At 63.9% G+C, this 16,519-nt stretch carries 20 protein-coding genes; 12 read left to right on the top strand and 8 right to left on the bottom strand.

The window, feature by feature from the left end:
- Nucleotides 1-788 precede the first annotated feature (788 nt).
- Both ACQR03_RS20110 and ACQR03_RS20105 read left to right on the top strand, forming a co-directional pair.
- Nucleotides 789-941 carry a hypothetical protein gene (locus ACQR03_RS20110; RefSeq protein WP_315712972.1) on the top strand — a complete coding sequence of 51 codons (153 nt, stop codon included), beginning with the start codon at nucleotides 789-791 and terminating at the stop codon, nucleotides 939-941.
- Nucleotides 942-1,090: 149 nt separating this feature from the next.
- The gene (locus tag ACQR03_RS20105; RefSeq protein WP_315712974.1) at nucleotides 1,091-1,405 is read left to right on the top strand and encodes a c-type cytochrome; all 315 of its coding nucleotides are present in this window, start codon (nucleotides 1,091-1,093) and stop codon (nucleotides 1,403-1,405) included.
- Nucleotides 1,406-1,513: 108 nt separating this feature from the next.
- Here the strand turns inward: ACQR03_RS20105 and ACQR03_RS20100 are convergent, their stop codons facing one another.
- The 3 genes from ACQR03_RS20100 to ACQR03_RS20090 all read right to left on the bottom strand — a co-directional run bounded on the left by ACQR03_RS20100 (nucleotide 1,514) and on the right by ACQR03_RS20090 (nucleotide 3,472).
- Nucleotides 1,514-1,867 carry a phasin gene (locus tag ACQR03_RS20100; protein ID WP_315713636.1) on the bottom strand — a complete coding sequence of 118 codons (354 nt, stop codon included), beginning with the start codon at nucleotides 1,865-1,867 and terminating at the stop codon, nucleotides 1,514-1,516.
- A 100-nt stretch (nucleotides 1,868-1,967) separates the two neighbouring features.
- Nucleotides 1,968-2,258 (bottom strand): hypothetical protein, encoded by a 291-nt coding sequence (locus ACQR03_RS20095; RefSeq protein WP_315712976.1) that lies wholly within the window; start codon nucleotides 2,256-2,258, stop codon nucleotides 1,968-1,970.
- A gap of 194 nt (nucleotides 2,259-2,452) precedes the next feature.
- Nucleotides 2,453-3,472: a GlxA family transcriptional regulator gene (locus tag ACQR03_RS20090; protein WP_315712978.1), complete on the bottom strand. Its 1,020-nt coding sequence runs from the start codon at nucleotides 3,470-3,472 to the stop codon at nucleotides 2,453-2,455.
- A gap of 179 nt (nucleotides 3,473-3,651) precedes the next feature.
- Between ACQR03_RS20090 and ACQR03_RS20085 the strand changes: the two genes are divergently transcribed.
- The 4 genes from ACQR03_RS20085 (at nucleotide 3,652) to ACQR03_RS20070 (ending at nucleotide 6,642) form a co-directional block, all read left to right on the top strand.
- Nucleotides 3,652-4,248, top strand: coding sequence for a hypothetical protein (locus ACQR03_RS20085; protein ID WP_434841789.1), 597 nt, complete (start codon nucleotides 3,652-3,654; stop codon nucleotides 4,246-4,248).
- Nucleotides 4,248-5,540, top strand: coding sequence for an MFS transporter (locus ACQR03_RS20080; protein WP_316201805.1), 1,293 nt, complete (start codon nucleotides 4,248-4,250; stop codon nucleotides 5,538-5,540). Before ACQR03_RS20085 ends, ACQR03_RS20080 begins: the two co-directional genes overlap by 1 nt.
- A gap of 116 nt (nucleotides 5,541-5,656) precedes the next feature.
- On the top strand, nucleotides 5,657-6,319 hold the full coding sequence (locus ACQR03_RS20075; RefSeq protein ID WP_409977957.1) for a YqcI/YcgG family protein: 663 nt from the start codon (nucleotides 5,657-5,659) through the stop codon (nucleotides 6,317-6,319).
- Nucleotides 6,316-6,642, top strand: a complete 327-nt coding sequence (locus tag ACQR03_RS20070) for a cupin domain-containing protein (RefSeq protein ID WP_315753483.1) — start codon at nucleotides 6,316-6,318, stop codon at nucleotides 6,640-6,642. Before ACQR03_RS20075 ends, ACQR03_RS20070 begins: the two co-directional genes overlap by 4 nt.
- Before the next feature lie 2 nt (nucleotides 6,643-6,644).
- Here ACQR03_RS20070 and ACQR03_RS20065 read toward each other — a convergent pair whose 3' ends face one another.
- Complete coding sequence (locus ACQR03_RS20065; RefSeq protein ID WP_315753481.1) at nucleotides 6,645-6,833, bottom strand: hypothetical protein; 189 nt, start codon at nucleotides 6,831-6,833, stop codon at nucleotides 6,645-6,647.
- Here ACQR03_RS20065 and ACQR03_RS20060 point away from each other — a divergent pair.
- The gene (locus ACQR03_RS20060) at nucleotides 6,814-7,044 is read left to right on the top strand and encodes a hypothetical protein (protein WP_315712990.1); all 231 of its coding nucleotides are present in this window, start codon (nucleotides 6,814-6,816) and stop codon (nucleotides 7,042-7,044) included. The genes ACQR03_RS20065 and ACQR03_RS20060 overlap by 20 nt on opposite strands.
- A 224-nt stretch (nucleotides 7,045-7,268) precedes the next feature.
- Nucleotides 7,269-7,502 (top strand): DUF6894 family protein, encoded by a 234-nt coding sequence (locus ACQR03_RS20055; RefSeq protein WP_315712992.1) that lies wholly within the window; start codon nucleotides 7,269-7,271, stop codon nucleotides 7,500-7,502.
- 223 nt (nucleotides 7,503-7,725) lie between these two features.
- Here the strand turns inward: ACQR03_RS20055 and ACQR03_RS20050 are convergent, their stop codons facing one another.
- Nucleotides 7,726-8,781 carry a hypothetical protein gene (locus ACQR03_RS20050; protein ID WP_315825140.1) on the bottom strand — a complete coding sequence of 352 codons (1,056 nt, stop codon included), beginning with the start codon at nucleotides 8,779-8,781 and terminating at the stop codon, nucleotides 7,726-7,728.
- A gap of 231 nt (nucleotides 8,782-9,012) precedes the next feature.
- Here ACQR03_RS20050 and bamA point away from each other — a divergent pair, with 231 nt between their 5' ends.
- A complete protein-coding gene (gene bamA / locus ACQR03_RS20045; RefSeq protein ID WP_315825141.1) occupies nucleotides 9,013-11,334 on the top strand; it encodes an outer membrane protein assembly factor BamA in 2,322 nt (773 codons plus the stop codon).
- A 36-nt stretch (nucleotides 11,335-11,370) separates the two neighbouring features.
- Here the strand turns inward: bamA and ACQR03_RS20040 are convergent, their stop codons facing one another.
- Nucleotides 11,371-11,787 (bottom strand): hypothetical protein, encoded by a 417-nt coding sequence (locus ACQR03_RS20040; RefSeq protein WP_316166112.1) that lies wholly within the window; start codon nucleotides 11,785-11,787, stop codon nucleotides 11,371-11,373.
- A gap of 250 nt (nucleotides 11,788-12,037) precedes the next feature.
- On the opposite strand from ACQR03_RS20040, the gene ACQR03_RS20035 reads away from it, so the two are divergent.
- Nucleotides 12,038-12,394, top strand: a complete 357-nt coding sequence (locus tag ACQR03_RS20035; RefSeq protein WP_434841788.1) for a hypothetical protein — start codon at nucleotides 12,038-12,040, stop codon at nucleotides 12,392-12,394.
- A gap of 68 nt (nucleotides 12,395-12,462) precedes the next feature.
- On the opposite strand, the gene ACQR03_RS20030 is transcribed toward ACQR03_RS20035, so the two are convergent.
- Nucleotides 12,463-13,062: a DUF6456 domain-containing protein gene (locus ACQR03_RS20030; RefSeq protein ID WP_316195814.1), complete on the bottom strand. Its 600-nt coding sequence runs from the start codon at nucleotides 13,060-13,062 to the stop codon at nucleotides 12,463-12,465.
- A gap of 52 nt (nucleotides 13,063-13,114) precedes the next feature.
- A complete protein-coding gene (locus ACQR03_RS20025; RefSeq protein WP_434841787.1) occupies nucleotides 13,115-13,645 on the bottom strand; it encodes a GcrA family cell cycle regulator in 531 nt (176 codons plus the stop codon).
- Between the two features lie 150 nt (nucleotides 13,646-13,795).
- On the opposite strand from ACQR03_RS20025, the gene ACQR03_RS20020 reads away from it, so the two are divergent.
- Both ACQR03_RS20020 and ACQR03_RS20015 read left to right on the top strand, forming a co-directional pair.
- Nucleotides 13,796-14,413 carry a LexA family transcriptional regulator gene (locus tag ACQR03_RS20020; RefSeq protein WP_315713004.1) on the top strand — a complete coding sequence of 206 codons (618 nt, stop codon included), beginning with the start codon at nucleotides 13,796-13,798 and terminating at the stop codon, nucleotides 14,411-14,413.
- 945 nt (nucleotides 14,414-15,358) lie between these two features.
- On the top strand, nucleotides 15,359-16,348 hold the full coding sequence (locus tag ACQR03_RS20015; RefSeq protein ID WP_316192889.1) for a hypothetical protein: 990 nt from the start codon (nucleotides 15,359-15,361) through the stop codon (nucleotides 16,346-16,348).
- Nucleotides 16,349-16,519: the final 171 nt, after the last annotated feature.

The following is a 16,519-nucleotide window of genomic DNA, read 5'->3' as shown; positions in this document are numbered from 1 at the left end:
CCTTCTGGCAGATTTCGGGCCCTTGAACGCAGCCCCCGTCTGCGTCTTCAGGCTGCCCCGCGATTTCCGCCGATTGTGCACGGCCGATATCCGCACCGGAAAAGTGTGCACGGAAGCCGGGCACCTGCGGAACATTGTCGGCATGGTGGTGTTAACCCTCTAACCACCGCGGAGCTGGCAATTGTTCCAGTCCCGTATTTGCCCGGATTGATTGTAGATTGGTTAGACATTGACTTTGAGTGGAAGTGTTGACAGGGGGGGTTCCGTGATCCACCGAGGTGTTCAATATACCGTCGTGGCGACTGCTGAACCGGACATTTGGGAATGGCGGTACGAGTTTGGCGATCAGATCAAGACCGGACGCACCCAGACCAGACTCGCTGCGCTCGCAGCGCGGCGCGTGAAGTCGAAGATCGATGCGGCCCTCCGTGCGGCCCAGACGGGTTCCGTGTCCACGGTAAACGTTGCCGAACGGATCGGCAGGGCGAAGGCCGCATCGCATAGCCTGACCTGACATTCTGTCCTCCGGCAGTCCGGCACGCGCCGGTCGCCTCATCGTCTGTTGAGACAGATCAAGGCATCGATGCCGGCATTTGTCATGTTCAGATGATGGAAACTCTCGTTTTTCGCTGCTCCCAGACGGGATCGAACGTTCAGATCGACTTGGCCGCACCGGTTCTTGCCGACCAGTTCGATGCCTATGAGGCGGCCGCATGCCCAGCATGTGGCGGTACGCATCTCGTCAACAGGCTGAGCGGAAAGATGCTGAGCGACAGGGAGGGCTCGACATGTCCTACGTTGCGGAAGAGTTGACGATCACCGCCTCGACCGACGTGTCTCGCCCGGCCGATATGTCTTGGCTGCGCCGCGCGACCGCGCTCCTGAAGGCAATCGTCAGCCGGATCGACCTGTCCCACTTTCCCAAATCATGCTGTAATTGACGTCGAGATTCATCGACGTGCCGCGCGTGCCTGCGAGACGGAGCCGCCAAGACGCTCCTCTCCGGGGCGAAACATTCCTTCGTGAGCCACCCGCCGTCACTCCGGCGAGGTATGCCACCACCCAACAGACAAAGATCAGGAGTTCCTTGATGCACGCCTCGGTGATGAGAGTTATGGCGATCGCGATCGCGGCTGCGGCATCGACACCGGCCTGGGCCGCCGATCCGGATCACGGCGGAGATCTGGCCCGTCGCTGGTGCGCCTCGTGCCACCTCATCGAGGGGACGCAGAAGCAGGCCAGCGCGGACGTTCCCTCCTTCGCCCAGATTGCTCAGAGAACGGATTTCACGCCGGAGAAGGTCGCGTTTTTCCTGCTCGACCCGCATCCGAAGATGCCAAGCTTCCCGCTCAACCGGCTGGAGGCAGCCGACATCGCCGCCTATATCGGCAGCCTGCGAAAATAGGGCTGGGCTCTTTCGCCCGTCTCGTCCGCTCGCATCCATTCGGCGGCAGCACTGCCGCCGAGTTCCGTCCATGCAGACCGTCGCTCCTGCGACGGCGAGGCTCGCGCTTCAGCTCTTGGGCTCGGTCGCCTTGCTCGCGGCCGACATGATGCTCGCCGTGATCGTCTTCATGTGTTCACCGGCGTTGGTGAACTGGCTGCGCAGGAACTCGGACTGGATCCGCATCGCCTCCTCGAGCTCGGTGGCGTGAACGAGCTTTCGAGCGTGCTCGAAGGCCGTCTTGATGTTCTGCTCGGTAAGAGTGAGCGCCTGCTTGGACATGTCGGCGGCAGGCCCGGGAACTGTGCCGATCGACTTGCCGGCTGCGTCGAAGAACATCTCGAATGCTTTTTCAGCCTGCGAGATGGTCTTTTCGGCCAGGTCCCGCAGTTCAGCGGGCACTTCCAGTTTGGTTTGGGTCATCGTTGCTTCCTCCACGACAGATCCAACTACCACATCCGACTCCCTGCGTCGCCGTACAAATGGATGCGGAGGAAAGCCGCCAGCGGCTGTCAGAATGCGGCTATACGTTGACGCGCAATCTGCAAAGCGTATTCGATCGAAGCGAGGTGACGATCATAGATCCGTCGCGCGCGCTCGTCCGCAACAGGCCCGAGAGCTCTCGCGCATGCTGCAGGGCAAGATCGAGGAGGAGGACAGTTTTTCTCGCATCCTCCCTGACGCTGAATGCACCGACTCGCACGGTGTCCATGAGGCCAGCACCGGCCACCACAACCACCGCCTTCTGCTCAGCGCTCGCAAAGGCGGCCTCAGGAGAGAGTGTCCTCGTGCGAAAGGGAACGATGTTGGTCATTGGCCTTTCCCCTCGGCGGAGGCGGATCTGCAAATTTTCAGCATTATACACGTGGCCTTTTACGGAAGGCTTTGAGCGCTCGCATAAGGCATGGCCGCACCGGCCTCAAAGCGAGCGGCGGGATTGACCCGAAAGCAAAGGAAAGGGCGCCGAGTCCGGCGGATCTTGTCAGCCCCGGTTGCGGCAAGCGCCGCTCAGCCCGAGAAGCGGCGCCGATACTCCGACGGCGACACGCCGAGATGCCGCAGGAACGCCCGCCGCATGCGCTCGTCGTCGCCAAAGCCCGCCCGTTTGGCGATTTCGACCACGTTTTCGATCTGGCGGCTTTCGAGTAGGAGGCGCGCCGTCTCGACCCTGAGCGCCTCGACTCCCTGTGCCGGGGTCATGCCGGTGCGGCTGACATAGGTGCGCGCAAAGGTGCGCGGCGTCATGCCGGCTCGCGCGGCCAGCGCCTCGACCCGCAAGTCGCTGGCGATGTTCTCGATGATCCAGGCATGCAGCGCACTGAACCGACCCTCGACGTCGGACGCCTGCGCCGCCAGGACGGTCGAAAACTGACTCTGGCCACCAGGACGTTTCAGAAAGACGACGAGCCGGCGCGCCACGTCGAGCGCGATCGTATGGCCGAAATCCTCCTCGATCATCGCCAGCGCGAGATCGATGCCGGCGCTCACGCCTGCGGATGACCAGACCCGGCCATCCTGCACAAAGATCGCGTCGGGCTCGACCTTCACGTTCGGAAAACTGTCCTGCAGACGGGGGCAGTAGCGCCAATGTGTCGCGGCCCGCCTGCCCTCCAGCGCGCCGACCCATGCCAGCGCAAAGGCGCCCAGGCAGACGGATGCGATGCGCCGGGCACCGGGGAGCACCTGGCCGATCCACTGCATCACCGTCTCGTCCTGCCGCAGCTTCCAGATGCCAGGCCCCCCCGGGATCAGCAGCGTATCGACCTCCTCAGGCTTCAGGGACGAGAGTGGCGCAGTGTCGATCATCAGGCCGACATCGGTCGGCACCAGTCCGCCCTCCTTGGACACGTAGCTCAGCGCATAGCCCGGCCCCGGCAGCTCGATCTCGCTGAGTTCGGCGAACACCTGCGCCGGGCCGGAAACGTCGAGCAACGTCACTCCGGGAAAGGCAAAGATGGCCAGCCGCCTTTCGGCACTATCTCGACGCACCGCAGCACGCCGGGGAGAGTTGGCAGAATTCGAGGGCATATTGTCCTTTAAGCCATCGGAGGACCGCCTGTATAGCTCGACCTTGCAGTGGTGGAGTTCACGCGATGTCGCGCAATTTGGACGGTCGATACAGGACCATCGCCTCGCCCTGGGACGACTACACCGTCTACAGCTTTTCCGACGCGTCGGAGATCGAGCTGTCTGATCGGCAGCCGATCATGGATGCGATGAATTCGATCATTGCCATTAACTGGAAAGCAATCGAACCGCATTGGACCGCGGCCTCGTCGCCATTCAACGGCAAATACGGCCTCGTTCTGGTCTACGATCACGTCGGACTGGTCGCGTTCTCGGTCTATCGCGTGATGACCATCGCGCAGCGGCCGGCCATTTATCGCAGTGGGACCGAAGTATTACCCGCACATCAGGGTCGTGGCCTGTATGGGTTCTTTACGTCGCAGATCCTCAAGCATCCCGGCTCGGCCACACCCGGCGAAGAAATTCTTTACGGATGGCGTACGCGCAACCCGATCGTGTGGGCTGCCAACGCCAAGATCTGCGAGAGAGTCGCGCCGTCGCTGCTCGATGAGACGGCGGATGCCGAGTTGCAGGCCGCCTGCGTCGAGATGTGCGCGACGATCTATCCGGGCAAACCGCTCGAGGTGCCCCGCATGATCATGCGCGGCGCCTACGGACACATCCAGCACATCAGGCAGGACTATCACGGCAGGGCCTCGCTGGTTGAGACCGCGATGTCGCGGATCATCCCGGATTCCGCCGACGCCCTGTTCTCCGTCGGCTATGCGAGGGTGTGATGGCGGCGCTCGGACAACAAGCGGTCGCATCCTCTCCGCTCCGGTTCTTCGATCGCGCCTATGTTGCGTGGGGTACGGTCGCGCTCGCCTACGCCGTCGCCTTCCTGCAGCGGATGTCGCCGCAGACCGTGGGCCTCGACTTCATGCGCGACTTCGGCACCGACGCCTCCGGCGTCGCGATGCTCGCCTCCAGCTACTTCTGGGGCTACACCTTGATGCAGATCCCCGCGGGCGTTCTGGTCGACCGCTACGGTGTGAAGCGCGTCGTGCTGTGCAGCATGACGGCGTCGGTGCTCGGCAGTGCCGCCTTCGCCCTGTCGCCCACCCTGCTCGACGTCTTCGTCGCGCGCGTGGTCGTGGCCTGCGGCGACGCGCTGGTGTTCACGGCGCTGCTGAAGCTCGTCGCGCAGAGCTTTTCCGACCAGCGTTTCGGCCTGATGTCCGGCATCTCCCAGGTGTCGGGCTATGTCGGCGGCGTCCTCGCCACGACCCCGCTCGCCGCTGCGGTCAGCGGCTTCGGCTGGCGCGCCTGTTTTCTCTTCATCGCCTGCGTCGGCGTCGTGAACTTTGCCTGCGCGTTCGCGACCTTGAAATCGGCACCGGCGAACTACACCAGCCGGACGCTGAAGAGCGTCCTGGTCACAAGCTGGCATGCGCTCGGATCGGCCGCGACCTGGGGCTGCGCCATGAGCTTCGCTGCCCATTTCGCGGTCGTGACCACGCTCGCCGGGGTATGGGGCATCCCGATGGTCGCGCATTATTTCGGCATCTCGCCTTCGGCGGCCGGCGGTCCCCTGCTCGCTTTCATGGTCGGCAACGCCATCGGATCGGTCTTTCTCGGCCATGCCGCGGACCGGATGCAGTCGCTCAATGCAGCTCTGATCTCCATCACCTTGCTGCGCATGCTGCTCGTCGTGATGCTGTTGCCGGCACTGGCGCACAGCTTCGGCTTCTTCTATGTCGGCGCGGTGTTCGCCGTGCTCGGTCTGGTGGCCGGGGGCACCGTGCCGCTGATCCTGAAAAGCACCAAGCATCTCTACACGGCGGAGCGCATCGGCGTCGGCGCATCGATCAATACGACGGCCGCCGGCATTTTTGCCGGACTGGCTCAGCCGGTGATCGCCTTTGCCATGGTGAGTGCGAGCGGCCTCAACCCCGACATCGGATCAAGCCTGCGCAGTGCCGCCAGCGATTCCGGCTACGCAGCCCTGATCGAAATTCTCGTTCTGATGTCGCTTCCTGGACTCCTTGGGCCGCTGATGATGAGGCGCAAATTGATACTTCGTACTTAAGCATAAGAACAGAGAGGGTCAGTATGTCGCGTTTGTATTTGAGAAGGGACGAAGCCCGATCCGGCCATCAGGCCGGCACCTGGCAAAGTGTCCTGTTTTCGGAATTCGAGGCTCAGATGAGCAGCGAAGCAAGACCCTTTCCGTGCGTATTCGGCGTCGCGGGCTATCGTCACGATCAGCTTCGTTATCTGTTTCTCGACCCCATCGACATCGACGTGCTCGGCCAGCAGCTCGCCTTGTTCGTCTCGGAGAGCCGCTCGCACGGACCCAACACCTCGCTGGTGCTGTTCACGCGCCCGCGCCCGGTCCAGACCATCAACTCTTACTACAAGAAGTTCTGGCACATCCTCGATCAGCTGGCGCGCGTCGACAGCCAGCCGTGGCCCGCCGAAATTCCCGAGACCGTCGATCATCCGATGTGGGAGTTTTCGTTTGCCGGTGAGCCGATCTTCGTCGTCTGCAGCACGCCCGCGCATGTGATGCGGCAAAGCCGCCGCTCGAGCGCATTCATGCTGACCTTCCAGCCGCGCTGGGTGTTCGAACGGATGCTCGGCACGGAGGAGGCGGCCGCCAAGGCCTTCGGCGAGGTGCGCAAACGGCTGGTCCCGTTCGACACGACGGCGCCTTCGCCCCAGCTCGGACGCTACGGCAATCCGGAGGGCCGGGAGTTCAAACAGTACTTCCTCTACGACGACAACCAGCCGCCGCCGGCCTGTCCCTTCCACAAGCTGGCGCAGACCAAGCCATCGTCCATTGCAGACAAGGAGCAGGCCGCATGACCCAGATCATCGCTGGAACGAAGACCAGCTTCGCGATCGATCCCGACATCCTGGCGCTGTTGCCGACGCAGGGCTGCATCGAGCTGCAGCACGATGCGGCCGGCAAGGTTCACGCCTTCCATACCCACCCCGTCGACGAAATCCTCGTCGTGATCCAGGGACGACTCACGTTTCGTTGGGAAGGCGGCGAGCGCATCTGCACGGCCGGCGACAAGATTCTGCTGCCGGCCGGGACGCTGCACGAATCGGAAGCGCTGGATGATGCAATCTATGCGATTGCGACGCGACCTCCCGCAACCATTGCGGGTAGTCGGGAGGGATGAGCTCAGGACAGAGGGCGATCGGTCTCCGAAAGGGACTCCGCGGTCAACCGCTCGACCATCTCGATCACCTCGATGCGCTGGCCCGGAGCCAGCTTCAGGAATGCCTTCAGCAGACGAAGGCTTTCCAAGGCTTCGCTCGATGGGGCTCCGAGCTTCGTGTGCAGCTCCGCGATGAATGTTGAATTCTTCATCTCGCACCTTTGGCAGGAAACAGTAATGCCAGTCCTTAGCAAACGTGAAGGCCTTGCACGCAAGGTAGATACTGCAGCAATCGAGGCTGAAAGTCTCGGTCTGACGACTGCGACCCTGATCCTCAGGATGGCCCGCCTGGAAATCGACCGTGCGGAACCCGACGAGGTTGAAAGTATGCCAGCGAACAACTCTTGCAGCAAGCCGAACTGACCGGTTGGTTGATTTCGGCGTCGCAATTTGAGCCTTCTGGCAGTTTCTGGCTGACGATACCAGTGGAAACGGTCGTTTACCGAACGAGGCGGGGGGATTACGGCAGCGGTAAGCTTGTCCTCCACATTAGAGGTCTTCTATAGTTTGCTTGGGGGGAAGAATGGGTTGCGGATCTCGCTCGGGATCCGTGCCCACTCCCGCGACACAGCGGCTGCAGGAAGACCATGCGCACTTATTATTTCGATATGAAGGATGGCATTCCGACCAGAGACCGGACCGGCCTGGAATTTGCGACGAGTGCAGGGGCGATCGAGCACAGCCGGGATTTGGCCCGGCGCCTCCGGCACGACCCGCGCATCACCGACCGCAGGCTGTCCATCGTCGTCGTCGACGAATCTGGCGCGGAGGTTCACCGCGAGCCGGTTTATCCGGCTGCAGTGAAAGCCAGCCTGTCCTGATTTCTTCATAGGCGTGCCGGCAGTGACTGCGCGCTGACTGCTTTTTCTACTTTTCGTAGAGGAAACGAAAAGCCGAACAACTCTTGAGTGTGCATATCGGGCACGCGATCGGGCCGCTTCCGCAGCAAGAGCACCTTGAGGGCTAGACGCCCCGCCGGTCCACTCCACCGGCTCTCCCCTTCCCTCGGCCGCCAACGAACGCCGCCGCTGCGCCACCGAGGGCCTATTGCTGCTTCTCCCAGAACGAGAGCAGGCCCTGGGAGGCCGAGCCGCCGATCACGCAAGGGATGCCGACGGCGACCTGCCCCAGCGCGGCGGCCGAGACACAACCGAGCGCAAGGGCGCCGACGCCGAGCTGTCCCCAGAAATCCATGTTGCGCCGGGCGTCAGAGCCCCTGGTCTTCAGCTCCTCGACGGCGGCGACGGCATCCTTGCGGACGGCGCCGAGCTGCACCGTATCGGCGGCCTCAACCACCTCCCTGAGCGGCTCCTTGACCGGTCCCGACTGCCGCGCCAGCTCCTCCCGGAGATAGTCGCGCAGGCTGGCATCGCGCACCGAATAGCTGGCAAGCGTATAGCGCGCCATGCTGCCGATCGTCAGCTTGTCGACCGTGTCGCGGCTCTTCGACCACGGCAGCATCTGCACGATGCGCTGGATCGGTACGCGCGAGCCGGTTGCGAAGTAATAACCCCAGAGGATGTCGAGCAGATCCTGGTGGGTCGCGTAGCTGAGCCGCGTGTCGAGCTTGCGCTCCTCCTTCTTGAACGGATTCTGCGTCAATGCGCCACGCAGCTTGTCCATCACGCCAGGCTTCGTTTCCTCCAAGGGGATGTCCATCAAGGTCGGCTGTGCGCCGCTCAGATAGCCGTCGATCATCACGCGGCGGCCCGGCATCTTCGGCGCGACCCTGCGCATGAGATTGCGCCAATCCGGCAGACCCGAATAAGCGATGGCACGCACGACCACCCACTCCTCCTCGGGAGGCACGGGAAAGAAGCTGTTGACGAGTTGTTCGGCCTTGGCGGGATTGGAGCCGATCGCCCCCGCGATGAAGCCGAGATAGATGCCCGCGTTCTCCGGCTCCTTGAACGTCTGCGAATGAAACAGCACCCGGACCGCCGCCGGCACATGGGCGTAGTCGGGTTTGGTGCGATAGTTGTAGATCCAATTCTGGACGACACCGAGCGACGCGCGTGGGTCGATCTCTGGGACGACCGCAGCAGCAAGGGCTGATTGAACGAAAGTGCAAGCGATGAGGGCCAAGGCGATCGCGCGCATGGTCTGCTCCCGACAAACGTTCGCCGCATCAGCATCTGCTGGCGCGTACGGATGAGGACGATGCTGCACGTCGTTTGAATCGACTCTGCGTCGATTCTGCGGCCGCGCCCAGTTCCCTGCTGGCCACCCTTCGCAGGCGTGATCGCAGGCCCCCGAGTCTCCACGGCCTCGACATGATTTGGCCGCCCACCGGCTTTTGCATCCCGGCATGACGAGCAGGCAGATGCGCGCATGTTGACCCAAAACAGCCGTCACCGCGGAGACAGCAGATCGCGACACGTCGCATTGATCGTTGCGACGCTGTCGGTGCTGACGTCCGCGCCGCCGGCGGTGGCGGGCGAAGCCCTTGCAGTACAGGGCAATCGGCGCGTCGATGCCGACACCGTGCGATCCTATTTTCGCGCTGACGCCAACGGGCGCTACGACGCCGCCGCGCTCGACGCCGGCTTGAAGGCGCTGGTTGCAAGCGGACTGTTCGACGACGTGAAGATCAGCCGCGCCGACGGACGGACCGTGGTCCGCGTCTCGGAAGCAAAAGTGCTCGATCGCGTCGCCTTCGAAGGTAACAAGAAGGTGAAGGATGCGGAGCTTACGGGCGCGGTGCTATCAAAGCCGCGAGCCGGCCTGCAACGCGCAACTGTCCAGGGCGACGTCGCCCGCATCATCCAGGCGTATCATCGTGCGGGACGCGACGACGTCCGCGTCGTCCCGGAGATCATCGATCGCGGCAACGACCGCGTCGATCTCGTCTTCACCATCACCGAAGGCAGGAAGACGCCGGTCAGGGCGATCAACTTCACGGGCAACCGCGCCTATGGCGCCCGACAATTGCACGCGGTGATCAAGACCTCGGCCACCAACGTGCTGAGCTTCGTGACCGGGGGCAACGTCTACGACGCAGATCGTGTCAACGAGGACCGCGAGCTGCTGCGGCGATATTACCGTGACCACGGCTACGCCGATGCCGAGGTCACGAACGTGAGCGTCGACTATGACGCGGCAAATGGCGGCTACAACCTCACCTTTGCGATCGAGGAAGGCGGCCTCTATAAATTCGCCGCAGTCGACGTCTCCTGCAACGTGCAGGGGCTGGCCTGCGACCGCCTGCGCACATTGTTGCTGACGCAGCAGGGCGACACCTTCGACCAGAGCAAGATCGACAAGACCTCGGACGTCCTGGCGGCCGAACTTGGCAAGCTCGGCTTTCCGTTTGCGCAGGTCGAGCCCAGGATCGATCGGCATGCGCAGGATCGGCAGGCCGACGTCACCTTCCAGATCGAGCAGGGACGGCGCAGCTATGTCGAGCGCATCGAGATCCACGGCAACACGCGCACGCATGACGACGTGATTCGACGCGAGTTCGACGTCAGCGAGGGCGACGCCTACAACCGGACGCTGATCGACCGCGCCGAACGTCGCCTGCGCAACCTCAACTACTTCAAGACCGTCAAGATCTCGACGCGGCCGGGCTCGGCCAGGGATCGCGTGGTGCTGGATGTCGAGGCAGTCGATCAGGCGACCGGGGACTTCAACGTCTCCGGCGGCTATTCGTCCACGGACGGATTGCTCGCCGAGGTGAAGATCGGTGACCGCAACGTACTCGGCACCGGCAACACTGCGCAGGCCACTTTCACCTACGGGCAGTTCGCGCGAGGCGCCAGCCTGTCCTTCACCTCGCCCTACGCCCTCGGCCGAACGACACCCGGCATGGAGCTGTTCGCGCGACAGAGCATGGTCAGCACATTCCAATCGTTCGGCAGCAACACCTATGGCGGTGCCCTCACCCTGGGCATGCCGGTCAGCGAGCAGACTGCCATGCTGTGGCGCTATTCGCTCTACGACCAAAGGGTGGTGCTCGCGCCGGGGATCTCGCCGGCGGCGGTGTCCCTGCCGGTTCGCCAGGCGGTCGCAGCCGGACGGCAGACGGTGTCCTCGCTCGGCAATACCGTCACCTACAGCTCGCTCGACAACAACAAGGTGCCGACCAGCGGCATTCGTTCGCAGTTGACGCAGGATCTCGCCGGTCTCGGCGGCGACGTTCGCTTCTTACGGACCACGGGCGACGTCCGCTATTATCGGTCGATCAACAGCGACCTGACCGGCATGGTGCGCGCGCAAGGCGGCTATATCACCGGATGGGGCGGCCAGCAGGCGCCGCTGCTCAACAGCTTCTTCGGCGGTCCCACCATGGTGCGCGGCTTCGCGCCGGGCGGCTTTGGGCCGCGCGATCTGACGCCAGGATCGACGATGGACAATGTCGGCGGCAGCCTGTTTTGGGCGACCACGGCGGAGCTGCAGGGCAACATTCCCGGATTGCCGCAGGAATACGGCCTGCGTGCATCGGCCTTCGTCGACGCCGGAACCGTGTTCGGCTATCGCGGCCCGACCCAGAATGTCCAGGTGGCGAACAGGAACGTGCTGCGCTCCTCGGTCGGCGTCGGCATGACCTGGGCATCACCGTTCGGACCGCTTACCGTCGACTACGCGGTCCCGATCAGCAAGGCGGCGTACGACGTCGTGCAGCCGCTCCGTTTCAGCGCCGGCGGCTTCTGAGCCGACACCGCAACATGGACGGAGCGCCGCGTCACGTCAGTACGGACTGTAGTAGTAACCGGGCGGCCCGTAGTACGGACGAACATAATATGGCCGCGGTGCGTAGTACACCCGTGGCGGCCCGTAATAGCCGGGTCCGGGATAATAGCCGGGCCCATAGTAATAATAGTCGTCGTGCTGATGCGCGGCGATTGCGCCGATGGTGCCGATCATTGCACCCATGATGGCCAAGCCGGCGGCTGGATTGCCCCTGTAGACGCGGCGATAGCGCCGGCGAGCGCTGAGATCGGTCAAATCGCCGGCTGTCGCCGTCGCGACCACCGGCTTGTTGGCCGGACCCGCCGCCCGCTCATGAGCTGACGCCGGCGCGCTTGCCACCACGGCGATGGCCGCGACGGCCGCAATCGCGATTTTTCCACCGGCCGAAGGAGATCGATATTTCCCGCTGAACATGGCATCACCCTTCACTTCACTCGTTCCCAAATACAACATGCCCGGGCGTGCAGCTTGACCTGTGTCAACTCAGGGACCACCCCGGCCGTCCGGCGGCACGTACGCATTCCGCAATCGTGCCTAGACGCGACGTCACGCCCCCTGGTTCAGCCCACCGCCGCATCGATTTCTTCGAACCGACGGCCCCCCGTCGGGAACCAATGGCTGCACACCGACGCCGTCCATCATGCCGTCGGCAACAGGAGTCCTCATGCCTTCCAGACTGACACGCCCATTCTTCAGCGCCGTCGCCGCGCTGGCGCTCACCGCTTCGATGGCGAGCGCCGGGGACAGCGCGACCTCCCTGTTCAAGGTGGTGACCGTCAAGGACGAGATCGTCATCGGTCTCAATAGCGACGAGTTGGCGACGATCGGCGGGAACGATGCCAGCGCCGTTGCGCGCGCATTGGCGCAGAAAGGCGACCTCTCAGCCTGGCAGTACAACGTTCATCGCGGCCCGAACGGCGAGCTGCAGATGACGCCTTCGGCCAAGATCGGTTTGCTGTCGCATGCCTCGCTGCGCGTCGAGCCCTACAGCACCACTTATGTCGTGACGCCGCATCCCTGAGGGAAAACGATTGTCCGACCGGCGCTCGTACCCGTCGACGACGGTACGAGCGCCGGTCGTGCCGGCCGTTAGCTCTCACCCCGACGGCCCGATCGCACGGCCCCATCGCATTTCCTGGCGATCCTGTCGGTGGACAACCCGTAGACCACGGCCAGCCGGTCCAGGCACTCCTTGAAGCGCCGGGCGAAATAATCATTCCAGCGCTGGCTGGCGAGCCCCCGCTTGTGTCCGATCCGCTCCATGGTCAGGCCGTGCACCAGGACGTCATGGGTGATCGCCGCCCCGTCGGCGCCGAGCTCGCGCTCGGCGCGGTTGAGCCGCAGCACCGCCTGCCTCTGGCCTTCGGTGACCGGCTCACGCCCACGGGCGCCGTCGACGTGCTCGCGCGAGGGATCGATCGCCTGCGGGCCCCGCTCGGCCCGCTCCCAATCATTCTGGAACGCCCGTCCGGCCCGGTATTGGGCGTCATCCAGCTGCTTATGCGCGTGCAGCCGGCCGAGCGGGTCGCTGCGGACCGATCGCAACGCGACGATCTTATCACCGGGCTCGAGCGCCAGCGGATCGTCGATCTCCACGGGAATCACGTCTGCATTTCGCGGCAGGTCGTGAGCTCTGCGGTCGTGGGTCTTGGACATGCGATGGGGCTTGCTGCGTCTGGGGCGCGCCATGTCTCGTCTCCGGAAAATGGATGGGGTCGGTTCGGGTCGGGTTTGCCGCGCTCTACGCAGCCGCAACCAGCCGCAGGATCAAGGGGCCGGCGGGACGCACGGCGGCCTCCTCGGGCGGAAGCCGCGTGAGATGGTAATGCGGCGTGCAGTAGCAGGAGCCGGGCTGGCGCGGATGGCCACAAAAGGTGATGGGATCGTCGTCCCGGTCGCCGCCATAGGGGTAGCGGCAATCGTTGCGCTCGAGCTGGTCCAGGGACAGCAGGCGCGGGCTGATGCCGACGCAACGCAGCTTGACGGCCGCGGCGGGCTTCGCCGGGGACGGCATCGGCCGCACCGCCGCGTCGGCGCCTCGCCGTCCGGTTCGGGGCGCCGCGGACATCGACCGGGGCGCGGATCGCGCGGCTTTCGGCCCGCCCGGCGCGGCCAGCCCGATCCGCTTGCCGCGGCCAAGCGTCGCGTTCCGCGTATAGGCGGTTCCGAACTGCGCATTGAGGGCGCGCGCGATCTCGGCATAGGACCGCCCCTGGGCATGAAGCTCGCACAGCATCTTGGAATGCTGGTCTGGCCAATCTGTGGATTGCATTCTCGCCTCTTCCTTCTGGGTCGGGGCCGCCGGATCCGCCGGCTCACCCGACGGCCAAATCTTCCGATATTCCGAAGAAAAAGTCAAGCTTGAGTTCTGATTATTCGAAACATATAATCCCTTCCGAGATTCGCAAAAGAGGTCAAAGCCATGTTGGACGTTGCCATGATCGAGCGTGCACTCGAGAAGCCGGGAAAGACGAAAGGAGGGTTGGCCCGCGCCATGGGCGTGCGGCCGGGCGCGGTCTCCGAGATCCTCGGCGGCCAGCGCCTGATCAAGGCGGCCGAGATTCCGCTCATCACGGAATATCTGGAGCTCAATTCCGTCCCCATCATGGGGCGGGTCGGCGCCGGCTCGGTGATCGAGCCGGATTACGAGCAGGTGCCCGTCGAGGGCCTCGGCGAGGTCGCCCTGCCCTTCCCGATCTCCGAGGAGACCATCGCCTTCGAGGTCACGGGCGATTCGATGCTGCCGAAATACGAGAATGGCGACGTGATCGTGGTCTACCGCGAGCAGCGGCACCCGCTGTCGAGCTTCTACGGCGAGGAGGCGGTGGTACGCCTCAAGTCCGGCGAGCGCTACCTGAAGACGATTGAACGCGGCAAATCGCCGTCCGTGGTCAATCTGAAGAGCTTCAACGCCAAGCCGATCGTGGGGGTCAAGCTGGACTGGATCGGCGAGATCTTCGTCACCCTGCCACGCGGCCAGATCTCGCGGATCCGCGCCAAGGCGGCCGCCAAGTCGCGCGCCCGCGCGGCGAACAAGTAAGACTCGACGCCGGATGCAGGGGGAACGCCGCGGCGTTCTCCCTGCATCCCGCCTCCAAGGGAGGGTAGGCCCCGCGCCTGTGGCGCCGTCGTGATCGACAATTCTGAGCGACATATGGGGATGTGCGTCCTTAGCCTCGCGGCGCCCAGGCGTCCGAGTGATACAGTGGTCTCACCCTCTTCAAACGAGAGGGTGCAGGGAAGGCCGGACCTCGACTGAGGCCCGTGGCCCGCCTGCTCAAAAAACGCAGGCGGCAGGTACCACAGGTCCAGCCGGAACGATCCGGCCCTCCCTGCGCGATGGTTTTCACGGCTGCTTCGCGTTCTCCCCGGTGCGCCGGGCTTGTTGGTCACCGTCACCCACGCGGCGCTGTCAGCGCCGGCGCAGGCTTGATACCGGCATCGGGGTATCAGGACCACGCGACTTGACCGTACGAGCCGGTGTTGTTCGTCGGCGCGAATGACCACGCTGCAAACCGGCTCGCCCATCACTCCCCGCCTCCACGTGTCGTGACGACCGCGATACGCCTCTCTCCATGAGGCGGGATGTGCGTAGACAATCATGAATTCTGAAAAAGAGAAAGAAGAATTTTTCGGCCCGGCAGGCCAGACCGGGGCAATGCGTTGAAGCCTCGCCCAAAACAAGCGTTTCCGCACACGTCGTCTGCAGGCGATCGAAGGCCATGAACGGACCATCGTGCGGGCGCATCGACCCTGATTCGCCCGACGGGCGTGACGCCTTGCCACCAGCCGCGCCCGGCGCCCGGATCAGTCCTCGACCCGCAGCTCATCGCGATGGACGTAGCAGTCGGCATTCGGAGGCGGCGGTGGGACAGGCTGGTCTTCCGCTATCTCGGCTCCAAGCGGTGACCCGCCCCGACGATCCACGGGCCGCCAGCGAGCGGACCCGCTGTGCCATCGCGTCATCGCCGACGTCCGGCCGGCGTTGACGGCGTCGCGCAAGCGGATTGATCCCGATCAACGACCAGGCGCCGCGCCGGAGCAAACTCATCTTCAACCTGTGGCTGCACAGGCAGGACATGGGGGAAACGCCATCATGGGAAACGCCATGCGGAGATATCTTCTTGCCTTTACCTTGGTGATCGCCGCACTCGGCTTTACGTCGTCGGCGCGTGCGGGATGCTGGCCGAACGAAAACTTCCACCTCGTGTGCTGGCTGGATACCTATGGAACGGCGTGCGAAGCGCACCACGCGCTGACCAGCGTCAGAGCCGTGCTGTATCCAGAGCCGCGCTACTCGTACTATGAATTCGAGGTTTCGCACTGGTGGACGGCCCACAAGACCGTGGCCTGTCCGCCGAATCAAAAGACGACGTTCAGCGGTGTCTGGGACCGGGAAACCGGAAAGGCGGAGGAAACGGCGACCACCGGCATTTCGTCGGTGACGAGGCGCGTCTATTGCAGCAACAATCCCTGGACGGGCCAGGGGCCGCCGACGGTGCCGATCTGCTCATATCCGGCCGATGATCCGAACGTGGGACTGCCCGTCACCTCGGCGATGCTCACGCAAAGCCAGCGAGACGATCTGCTTCGCGTTCAGGAGCCGTTGCATACCCGTTGCCAGCAGATCAAGCCACTCGAGGACGAGGTGTCGTGGCTGAACGGTCGCCCCATCGTCGAGGTGGTCGCGTCCCATCATGAATATCAGAAGCTCGAATGGCATCTGTGGTTCATGGACTTCGGCGAGTTCGGACCGTGGCATGAGGTCGCGGCACCGAAGCCGAAGGGCCCTTTGATCTGGAAGGGCACGACCTATACCGAGCGCCGCATTGCGACATCGAGGCACAGATATTGGCTGAACAAGCCCGGCCGCTGGAAGGTGGTTGCGAAGCCGAAGCCGACCGCGGCGGCGGCGCAGGCGATCCCGATCAGCGTGACCACCGAATGTCCCGGCGCGACGTTCAACGTGCAGTGATGGGCGATGACGCGGTCCTCATGGCGTGCGGGAACATGCTTCCGCACGCCACGTCACATCGCCTGGACTATCTCTGCGCTGATACCGGCGTGGTCGCGGCCGCGCAGGCTGGGGATGGAGTCGGTGAGACGAGGGTGGACCGAATCAGTCTTGACAAAATTCTGATTTAAA

The organism is Bradyrhizobium sp. HKCCYLS3070 (assembly GCF_051167575.1).
Classification (GTDB): Bacteria; Pseudomonadota; Alphaproteobacteria; order Rhizobiales; family Xanthobacteraceae; genus Bradyrhizobium.
This window is presented reverse-complemented; position numbering and strand designations above follow the sequence as displayed.

Coding starts and splice junctions, on each gene's coding strand:
- ACQR03_RS20105 (WP_315712974.1), top strand. CDS start 1,091: ATGCACGCCTCGGTGATGAGAGTTATGGCGATCGCGATCGCGGCTGCG.
- ACQR03_RS20030 (WP_316195814.1), bottom strand. CDS start 13,062: ATGGCGCGCCCCAGACGCAGCAAGCCCCATCGCATGTCCAAGACCCAC.
- ACQR03_RS20100 (WP_315713636.1), bottom strand. CDS start 1,867: ATGACCCAAACCAAACTGGAAGTGCCCGCTGAACTGCGGGACCTGGCC.
- ACQR03_RS20020 (WP_315713004.1), top strand. CDS start 13,796: ATGTTGGACGTTGCCATGATCGAGCGTGCACTCGAGAAGCCGGGAAAG.
- ACQR03_RS20035 (WP_434841788.1), top strand. CDS start 12,038: ATGCCTTCCAGACTGACACGCCCATTCTTCAGCGCCGTCGCCGCGCTG.
- ACQR03_RS20040 (WP_316166112.1), bottom strand. CDS start 11,787: ATGTTCAGCGGGAAATATCGATCTCCTTCGGCCGGTGGAAAAATCGCG.
- ACQR03_RS20065 (WP_315753481.1), bottom strand. CDS start 6,833: ATGAAGAATTCAACATTCATCGCGGAGCTGCACACGAAGCTCGGAGCC.
- ACQR03_RS20060 (WP_315712990.1), top strand. CDS start 6,814: ATGAATGTTGAATTCTTCATCTCGCACCTTTGGCAGGAAACAGTAATG.
- ACQR03_RS20110 (WP_315712972.1), top strand. CDS start 789: ATGTCCTACGTTGCGGAAGAGTTGACGATCACCGCCTCGACCGACGTG.
- ACQR03_RS20070 (WP_315753483.1), top strand. CDS start 6,316: ATGACCCAGATCATCGCTGGAACGAAGACCAGCTTCGCGATCGATCCC.
- ACQR03_RS20055 (WP_315712992.1), top strand. CDS start 7,269: ATGCGCACTTATTATTTCGATATGAAGGATGGCATTCCGACCAGAGAC.
- ACQR03_RS20095 (WP_315712976.1), bottom strand. CDS start 2,258: ATGACCAACATCGTTCCCTTTCGCACGAGGACACTCTCTCCTGAGGCC.
- ACQR03_RS20075 (WP_409977957.1), top strand. CDS start 5,657: ATGAGCAGCGAAGCAAGACCCTTTCCGTGCGTATTCGGCGTCGCGGGC.
- ACQR03_RS20090 (WP_315712978.1), bottom strand. CDS start 3,472: ATGCCCTCGAATTCTGCCAACTCTCCCCGGCGTGCTGCGGTGCGTCGA.
- ACQR03_RS20050 (WP_315825140.1), bottom strand. CDS start 8,781: ATGCGCGCGATCGCCTTGGCCCTCATCGCTTGCACTTTCGTTCAATCA.
- ACQR03_RS20085 (WP_434841789.1), top strand. CDS start 3,652: ATGGATGCGATGAATTCGATCATTGCCATTAACTGGAAAGCAATCGAA.
- ACQR03_RS20025 (WP_434841787.1), bottom strand. CDS start 13,645: ATGCAATCCACAGATTGGCCAGACCAGCATTCCAAGATGCTGTGCGAG.
- ACQR03_RS20080 (WP_316201805.1), top strand. CDS start 4,248: ATGGCGGCGCTCGGACAACAAGCGGTCGCATCCTCTCCGCTCCGGTTC.
- bamA (WP_315825141.1), top strand. CDS start 9,013: ATGTTGACCCAAAACAGCCGTCACCGCGGAGACAGCAGATCGCGACAC.